The organism is Variovorax sp. 01T439_2, assembly GCF_056398445.1.
This window is the reverse complement of record NZ_JBFTPJ010000167.1, coordinates 1-7,993: the sequence shown is the minus strand read 5'-3', so window position 1 is coordinate 7,993 and position 7,993 is coordinate 1. Positions and strand designations below refer to the sequence as shown.

Annotated in this window: 5 protein-coding genes; all 5 read left to right on the top strand. The window is 71.4% G+C overall.

Translation table 11 applies throughout. From position 1 onward, the window contains the following. Positions 1 to 441, top strand: a 441-nt coding sequence (locus AC1DOC_RS10515) for a hypothetical protein (RefSeq protein WP_478129775.1), incomplete at its 5' end; no start/stop codon positions are given. Continuing rightward, positions 438 to 5,444: an amino acid adenylation domain-containing protein gene (locus AC1DOC_RS10510; RefSeq protein ID WP_478081364.1), complete on the top strand. Its 5,007-nt coding sequence runs from the start codon at positions 438 to 440 to the stop codon at positions 5,442 to 5,444. The genes AC1DOC_RS10515 and AC1DOC_RS10510, both read left to right, overlap by 4 nt. Positions 5,445 to 5,450: 6 nt before the next feature. After that, positions 5,451 to 6,212: a 4'-phosphopantetheinyl transferase family protein gene (locus AC1DOC_RS10505; protein ID WP_478081363.1), complete on the top strand. Its 762-nt coding sequence runs from the start codon at positions 5,451 to 5,453 to the stop codon at positions 6,210 to 6,212. Then, complete coding sequence (locus tag AC1DOC_RS10500) at positions 6,209 to 7,027, top strand: serine aminopeptidase domain-containing protein (protein WP_012748285.1); 819 nt, start codon at positions 6,209 to 6,211, stop codon at positions 7,025 to 7,027. The genes AC1DOC_RS10505 and AC1DOC_RS10500 overlap by 4 nt, the downstream gene beginning before the upstream one ends. A 43-nt stretch (positions 7,028 to 7,070) precedes the next feature. Then, complete coding sequence (locus AC1DOC_RS10495) at positions 7,071 to 7,958, top strand: alpha/beta hydrolase family protein (RefSeq protein WP_012748286.1); 888 nt, start codon at positions 7,071 to 7,073, stop codon at positions 7,956 to 7,958. Positions 7,959 to 7,993: the final 35 nt, after the last annotated feature.

Here is a 7,993-nt window from a genome sequence, read left to right as displayed (position 1 = left end):
GGCCTCACGGGCAGCACCGCCGCCATGGCCGACGAACTCACGGCCTGGTGCGCCGAGGTGGGCGCGCCGATCGCGATCCGCCAGTTCGCCTCGCTCTGGCGCGTGAGCTGGCTCGAGGAGCATCCACTGCAGGACCTGCTGTTCGCCATGATGCGCAGCCGCGGCGTGCACATCCTGGACAACTTCCCCTGCTTCCTCACCAGCGCGCACAGCGCCGAGGACATCGCCACCATCCAGCGCGTCTTCAAGGAGTCGGTGGCCGAGATGCAGGAATCGGGCTTCCTGCCGCGCCGCGCGACGGTGATCACGGGTTTCGACTACCGCAAGCGCTGCGAGGAGGACGGCTCCGTCCTCGCCCGCGACGTCGACGGCCAGCCCTTCTGGTACGTGCCCGACGCCGCGAGCCCCACCTCCCTCATCAATGGAAAGGCCGCAGCATGAACGCCGTTCTCCGCCCCGCCGCCGCCGGCGGCCTCATCGAATGCGTCATACCGACAACCGAATCGCAGCGCGAGATCTGGCTCGGCGCGACGATGAGCACCGACGCCTCGCTGGCCTACAACGAATCGGTGCTGCTGCGCCTGCGCGGGCCGCTGGACACCGGCGCCATGGCACGTGCCGTGGCGCAGCTGGTCGAACGGCACCAGGCGCTGCGCGCCACCATCTCGCCGGACGGCAGCTGCATGCTGGTCAGCCGGCCCGGCGAAGGCATGCTGGAGCAGCAGGACCTGAGCGGCCTCCTGCCCGAGGCCCGCGCGCTGGCGCTGAAGGCCGCGCATGACGACGCGGTCTGCACGCCCTTCGCGCTGGAGCATGGCCCGCTGTTCCGCGCGGTGCTCTTGCGGCTCGGCGATGCCGAGCATGAGCTCGTGATGTCGGCCCACCACGTGGTGTGCGACGGCTGGTCCTGGATGGTCATCAGCGAGCAGCTCGGCCATCTCTACGCCGAGCAGGCCGGCAGCGGACAGCCGCTGAAGCCCGCGCCCAGCTATGCGGAATTCGCCGCCGAGGAAGCCGCCGAGGCCGCACATCCCGACATGCAGCCGCACGTGGACTACTGGCTGGAGCGCTTCGCGGGCGGCACCCTGCCGGTGCTCGACCTGCCGGTGGACCATCCGCGGCCCGCCGTGCGCACCTTCCATTCGCGGCGCACCGAGCGCCTGCTCGACCGCCGCCTCGTGAGCAGCCTGCGCTCCATGAGCGCGAAGACCGGCGCCAGCCTGTTCGCGGGCCTGTTCAGCGGCTTCGTCGCCACGCTGCACCGGCTCACGGGGCAGGACGACATCGTGGTGGGCATTCCGGCGTCGGGCCAGGTCGCTCGCGACATGCCCGGCCTGGTGGGCCACTGCGTGAACCTGCTGCCGCTGCGCGTGGCGGTCCATGCCCAGCTTCGCTTCGATGCCCTGCTGAGCGAATGCAGCACCACGGTGCTCGACGCCTTCGAGCACCAGGCGCTCACCTATGGCGCCCTGCTGGGCAAGCTGTCGCTGCAGCGCGACCCGAGCCGGCTGCCGCTGGTGAGCGTGGCGTTCAACGTCGACCCCGACGTGGCAAGCAGCGCGCAGACCTTCCCGGGCCTCGAAGTCGCGCAGGACACGATCGCGCGCCAGTACGAGAACTTCGAACTCTTCCTGAACCTGCGTCCGCTCGACGGCGGGCTGCAGATCGAGACGCAGTACAACACCGACCTGTTCGACGAGGCCACGGTGCAGCGCTGGCTCGACATCTTCGAATGCGTGCTGCGCTCTGCCGTGCGCAACCCCGGCGAGACGGTCGGCCGGCTCGAGGTGCTGTCGGCCGAGGCCGCGCACGAATTGATCGCGCTGCAGCCGCCGCGCACGCCGCTGGAGAGCGCGCCGCATGCGCTGGCCCGCTTCCTGGCGCGCGTGCCGCTGCAGCCCGAGCGCCCCGCGGTGCGCGACGGTGCGCGGGTCTGCAGCTATGCCGAGCTCGATGCCGAGTCCAACCGCCTGGCGCGGGCGCTGCGCGCACGCGGCGTTCGCCGCGGCGAGCGCGTGGGGCTGTGCCTGGAACGCAGCATCGAGATGGTCACCGCGCTGGTGGCGGTGCTCAAGGCGGGCGCGGCCTACGTGCCGCTCGATCCCGGGTTTCCGCAGGCACGGCTCGAGCACTACGCCAAGGACGCCGGGCTCTGCCTGCTGCTGACTTCGTCGGACATCGCGGTGGCGCCGCGCAACTGGCGCGCCGACGCGGCCGAGCGGGTGTTCGAGATCGACCGCCACAGCGCCTGGCAGCAGGAAAGCGGCGAGCCGCTGCCGCCGAGCGGCGACGATGCCGGCCCCGACGACGGCGCCTACGTGATCTACACCTCGGGCTCCACCGGCCTGCCCAAGGGCGTGTGCGCGCGGCACCACTCGGTGGTGGTGCTGCTGCAGTGGATGCAGCGCAAATCGGCCCTGAGCCCGAACGACCGGATCGCCGCGGTGACCACCCTGTCCTTCGACATGGCGGTGCCGGAGCTGCTGCTGCCGCTGTCGGGCGGCTCCGAGATCGTCATGGTGCAGCGCGAGGTGGCCATGGACGGCAACCGCCTGTGCCGGCTGCTCAAGGAAGAGCGCATCACCTTCCTGCAGGCCACGCCCGGCATGTGGCAGCTGCTGCTCGATGCCCAGTGGCCCGGCGCGCCCGGCTTCCGCGGCTGGACCGGCGGCGAGCCGCTGCGGCCCAGCATGGCGTTCGCGCTGTGCGAGCGCATGGACGAGTTCTGGAATGGCTACGGGCCGACCGAGACCACCGTGTATTCCACGGCCTGGCTGGTGCGGCCGGACGTCGTCGCCTCGCGCGGCGTGTCGATCGGCCACCCCGTCGACAACACCGAGATCTGGATCCTCGACGGCGACCTGCAGCCCTGCCCGATCGGCGTGCCGGGCGAGATCTGCATCGCGGGCGACGGCCTGGCGCTGGGCTACATCGACCGCCCCGAACTCACGGCCGAGCGCTTCGTTGCCGCGCGCATCTTCGGCAGCGCCAAGACGGTGTACCGCACCGGCGACCGCGGCCGCTGGCGCAACGACGGGCTCATCGAGCACCTGGGCCGGCTCGACTTCCAGCTCAAGGTGCGGGGCTACCGCATCGAGCCCGGCGAGATCGAGGCGCGCTGCTGCGAGGTGGCCGGCGTCTCGCGCTGCGTGGTGGTGGCGCGCGAAGACAGCCCGGGCGATGTCCGGCTGGTGGCCTACCTGGCGCTGACGCCGGGCGTCGACTTCGAGCTGGACGTGCTGATGGCGCACCTGCGCGAGAGCCTGCCGGCCTTCATGCTGCCGCAGCACGTGGTGGCGCTGGACGCGCTGCCCACGCTGCCCAACGGCAAGGTCGACCGGGTCTCGCTGCCCGCGCCGCAGGCGGTGTCGCGCGACGAGGCGCGGCGCGGCGCCGGCCCGCGCACCGAAAGCGAACGCAAGGTGCTCGCCACCATGGAAAAGGTGCTGAGCCTGCCGGGCCTGGACATGCGCGACGACTTCTTCACGATGGGCGGGCATTCGCTCCTGGCCTCGCGCCTGACCACGCTGCTGAGCCGCGAGTTCCAGATCACGCTGCCGCTGCGCTCGCTGTTCGAGGCGCCCACGGCCGAGAAGCTGGCCGCCGTGGTCGAGGGCCTGCAGCGCGTGGGCGCCGGCGCGCAGGCGCCGCTGCCCTGCCGCATCGACCGCAAGACGGCGCCGCTCACGCCCGCGCAGGAGCGCATCCGCTTCATGGAAGACCTGCACCCGGACCGCTCGGTCTACAACGCGCCCGCGGCGCAGCGCCTGACCGGCGTCTTCGATGCCGAGCGCTTCGAGGCCGCGTTCAAGGAAATCATCCGCCGCCAGCCCGCCATGCGCACCCGCATGGGGACCGATCCGCACACCGGCCAGCCGGTCCAGCTGATCGCGGAAGCGGTGGATTTCTCGCTGCCCTACGTCGACCTGCGCGACCTGCCGGCCGACCAGCGCGAGGCCGAGCTGGCCGAACGCATGCAGGAGCTCGCCGACCGGCCGATCGACATCCACCGCGCGCCGATGCTGCATGCGGCGGTGTTCCAGCTCGACGTGCACGAGCATGTGTTCGTCTTCGTGCCGCACCACCTGATCTGGGACGGCTGGTCCTTCGACCTGCTGCAGCGCGAACTCTCCGCCATCTACGACGCGGCCGAGCGCGGCCGGCCGCACGGGCTGGCGCCCATCGCCACCACGCAGGGCGACTATGCCGAGTGGCTGGCCCACTGGATGAAGGAGCCCTCGTTCCAGGACCAGCTCGACTTCTGGCTCAAGCGCTTTGCGAGCGCGCCGATGCCGCGCCAGCCCAACACCGACATGCCGCGGCGCGCCGGCAAGAGCGGCCAGGGCGGCGCCCACTGGATCCGCGTCGACCTGGCCACCACGCAGCAGCTGCGCAAGGTGGCGCGCGACATTGATGTGACGCTGAGCATGCTGACCTTCGGCGTGTATGCCTTTGCGATGAGCAGCATCATCGGCTCCGAGACCATCGTCATCGCCAACCCGGTGCGCGGCCGCCAGCAGCCCGAGACCGAGGACGTGATCGGCTTCTTCAACAACGTGCTGCCGGTGTCGCTGCAGGTCGGCCTGCAGCAGCCGCTCGCGGAGTTCATGCGCTACGTGAAGCGCGAGCTGCTCTCGCTCATGAACTACCAGCAGGTGCCGTTCGAGCGCCTCATGGCGGAGCCCGCGCTGGCCGCGCGCATCCGCGCCGTGGGGCCCTACCAGGCGATGTTCTCGTTCCAGGATGCGCGCGACCGTGCGCGCCGGCTCGGCAGCCTGCAGACGCGGCAGCTGCACCTGATGCAGCGCGGCGCCACCGACGACATCGGCGTGTGGCTGATGGACAAGCCGCACGGGCTGGAAGGCGCGCTGATCTACAACGCCGACATCTACCTGCGCGAGACCGGGGCGCAGCTGCGCGACCGCTATCTCGAGCTGCTGCAGAAAGTGGCCGAACGTCCCGAGGCCTCGCTGGCCGAGCTCGCGAGCGAAGARGGCTCCGCGAGCGCCGCCTACCTGCGCAGGCTCGCGGCCGTCGATCCGCTCAGGGCCGCGGCGCCGGTGGATGCGCCGGCCGGTGCCGCGGCCGCGGAGGAAGGCAGCATCCTGATCCCCGAGCACGCGCGGCTCGCGCAGATCTGGGCCTCGGTGATCGGGATCGACGTCAACGACATCCGCTCGAGCGACAACTTCTTCGACCTCGGCGGAGATTCGCTGCTGGTGCTGCGCGCGATCCAGCAGGCCGAGAAGACGCTGGGCTACCGCGTGCAGCCGCGCCGCTACCTGTTCGAGAACCTCGGGCAGATCGCCTCGTCCGCGCAGCAGGCCGCGGAGGACGCGGAGCTCTCGGATCTCGGAAAACTGCCGCTCGGCAACCTGAAGGGCACGGCGCGCAGCGACGGCCTGCTGAGCCGCGCCTTCGGCAACTGGCTGCGCAAGGAGTGATTCATCATGGTCTCCGCAGCTTTCTCCCTGACTTCCGTCGATGCGCCGGTCTGCCGGTATCTCGAACTGGACGGCGAACCCGGCCCCGAGGCCGAGCGGCTCCTCTCCGACGAGGAACTGGAGCGCGCCGCGCAGTTCCGGTTCGCGGCCGACCGGCAGCGCTTCGTGGCCGCGCATGCCGCGCTGCGCTGCGCGCTGGCTGCGCAGACGGGCGAACGCCCCGAGGCGCTGCGCTTCACCCGCAGCGCATTCGGTAAGCCTTCGCTGTCGGGCTGGCCGCGGGTGCGGTTTTCGCTGAGCCACAGCCTGGGACTGGGACTGCTCGCCATCGGCGAGCGCGGTCCGCTGGGGGCCGACGTCGAGCTGCTGCGGCCGATTCCCGACGCGCTCGCGCTGGCCGCGCAGCATTTCACGGACAGCGAGAGCGAGGCGCTGCTGGCCCTGCCCGCCGCCGAGCGCGAGCATGCCTTCCTGACCTGCTGGACGCGCAAGGAAGCCTGCCTCAAGGCCATCGGCCTCGGGCTGATCGTGCCGACCGAGCGCTTCGAGGTGGGGCTGGAGCCGGACTGCCGGAGCGTGGAAGTGCCGGTGGCCGGCCGCATCCTGTGGCTCGTGCTGCAGCCCGCGCCGCCGCGCGTGGACAGCGTGGGAGCGATTGCGGAATGGCGGCAGACGCACGTGCGCGCCAGCGTGCCGAGTTTCGCGGCGCAGACCTGCACCCGCTCCCGCGCGGCGGAAAGGCGCGCAGCGCAAAGGGTGCCGCAATGAACGCACACCCCTTCATGTTCGGACCGGCGTCGCGCCAGATCTTCGGTGTGTTCCATGCCGCCGGCGACGGACGGCACGGCAGTACCGCGGTGCTCGTGTGCCCGCCCTTCGGCCAGGAGGGCCTGCGGACCCACCGCTTCTTCAAGGTGCTGGCCGAGCGCCTCGCGCGCTCGGGCATTGCCACGCTGCGCTTCGACTTCCAYGGCGCGGGCGACTCGCCCGGCGATGAAAGCGAAGGAGAGCTCGACGGCTGGCGCCGCGACCTGTGCTCGGCCCACGAGGAGCTGCGCCGCAGGGCCCCGGGGAGCCGCATCGTCTGGGTCGGCGCGCGGCTCGGCGCCACCCTGGCCGTGCTGGCGGCGCGCAACGGGCGCTGCGATCCGGCGCGGCTCGTGCTGTGGGAGCCGGTGATCGACGGCCGGCGCTATGCGCGCCACCTGCGCGAGCAGCATGTGGCGGCCATCGACACGACCTTCTGCATTCCGGACCTGGTCTGGCGCCGCAACCTTGCGCAGGACCCCGACGCGCTGCCCGAGGAAGCGCTGGGCACCGTGCTGTCGCCCGCGCTGCGCACGCAGCTCGGCGCGCTGGCGCCCGAATCGCTGCCGCTCACGGCCCTGCACGACACGCTGGTGCTGACCTCGCCCGACGACCAGCACACCGCGCAGTGGGCGGCCGAGCAGCAGTCGCGCCACATGCCGGTGCGGCTCGCCTACTTCCAGCACCGGCTCGACTGGACCGCCGATCCCTATCCCAACAGCGCCATGGTTCCGGCCGACGCGCTCAACCGCCTGCAGGGGGCCCTCCATGAATGACATGACGCAATGCCCCGTCCGCTTCGGACCAGGAGACGCACTGATGGGCATGATCACCATTCCCATGTACCGGGCGCCGGCCGACGTCGCCTGCCTGATGCTCAACATGGGCGCCAACCACCGGGTCGGGCCGCGCCGCATCAACGTGAAGCTGGCGCACGTGCTGGCCGCGCGCGGCGTGAGCAGCCTGCGCTTCGACCTTGGCGGCGTGGGGGACAGCGACGCGTCCGACGCCTCGTCCGACCTGCAGGCCCGCGCGGTGCGCGACCTGCGCGCCGGCATGGACCTCCTCGAGAACATGCTGGGCATCCGCAAGTTCGCGATCGTGGGCATGTGTTCGGGCGTGGAGCACGCCATGACCGCGGCCGCGACGGACACGCGCGTGGTGGCGCTCTCGCTGTTCGACGGCTTCGCCTTTCCGGACCGGCGCTCGCGCTGGGAACGCACGCTGCGGCGCGCGCTGGCGGCGCCTGCGCATCCGTCGTTCGCGGGCAAGGCCAAGCGCTGGCTGCAGCGCCACCTGCTGCCCAGCCATTCGACCAAGCCGCTGCCCGGCTTCTTCGCCGAACGCAAGCCGCCCGAGGTCAACGCCGTGTGGTTCGGCGCCACCATGCGGCGCCTGGTCGAGCGCAAGGTGGCGGTGCAGCTGCTCTATTCGGGCTCGCTGCATGTCTGCGACCACGACCGCGACCAGCTCGGCCCGTTCCGCAGCGAACCGTTTGCGCAGGCCGTGCAGTACGAATTCATGCGCGAAGCCGACCACACGCTGTGCACGGCGCGGGGACAGCAGCTGTTCCTGCGCTCCGTCGGCGGCTGGGTGGCCGCCTGCGCCATCGGCGCCGGCCCGGAACGCCGCAGCCCCAGCACCAGCCCGAGCCCGCTCGCACCCGTCGTGGAGCGCCCCGAGCACGGCGCCTACGTCCCGCAGTGAACCGATTCCCCAGGAAGAAAGGACACACCCCATGG

What these genes read in the sequence shown, in the direction of transcription:
- AC1DOC_RS10505 (WP_478081363.1), top strand. Translation starts at nt 5,451, where the DNA reads ATGGTCTCCGCAGCTTTCTCCCTGACTTCCGTCGATGCGCCGGTCTGC.
- AC1DOC_RS10495 (WP_012748286.1), top strand. Translation starts at nt 7,071, where the DNA reads ATGGGCATGATCACCATTCCCATGTACCGGGCGCCGGCCGACGTCGCC.